Source organism: Escherichia sp. AM3 (assembly GCF_032029835.1).
GTDB classification, from domain to species: Bacteria; Pseudomonadota; Gammaproteobacteria; order Enterobacterales; family Enterobacteriaceae; genus Escherichia; species Escherichia coli.
The window spans coordinates 1-601 of record NZ_JAVUPQ010000507.1; the positions used below are offsets into that span (position 1 = coordinate 1).

Annotated in this window: 1 protein-coding gene; it reads left to right on the forward strand. The window is 34.6% G+C overall.

Annotated features, from left to right (window positions below; genetic code table 11):
• Nucleotides 1-78: 78 nt before the first annotated feature.
• Nucleotides 79-489 (forward strand): DUF1398 domain-containing protein, encoded by a 411-nt coding sequence (locus tag RTW80_RS26910; RefSeq protein WP_000373090.1) that lies wholly within the window; start codon nucleotides 79-81, stop codon nucleotides 487-489.
• Nucleotides 490-601 lie beyond the last annotated feature (112 nt).

The following is a 601-nucleotide window of genomic DNA, read 5'->3' on the forward strand; positions in this document are numbered from 1 at the left end:
AAACAGGTCAGACCAGATTGAAGCAATTTAGATAATCGTGCAGACTACGCCCCCTCATATCACATGGAAGGTTTATCTATGGATCAGGTAGTCATTTTTAAACAAATATTTGATAAAGTTCGAAACGATTTAAACTATCAATGGTTTTATTCTGAGCTAAAACGTCACAATGTCTCACATTACATTTACTATTTAGCCACAGAGAATGTTCATATTGTATTAAAAAATGATAATACAGTGTTATTAAAGGGCCTAAAAAACATTGTGTCTGTCAAATTTTCAAAGGATAGGCATCTTATAGAAACGACCTCTAATAAGCTGAAATCCAGAGAGATCACATTTCAGGAATACAGAAGAAACCTTGCTAAAGCAGGAGTTTTTCGGTGGGTTACAAATATCCACGAACAAAAAAGATATTACTATACCTTTGATAATTCATTACTATTTACTGAAAGCATCCAGAAAACTACACAGATCTTACCACGCTAAACCATAACGTCCGGCTTCTCTCACTCCTGAGCCGGACTGCATTGGTTTAATAAAAACCATCAACAATTGTGATTTAGATATTCGGAACCATTCAAATATAACAAAACCCCGT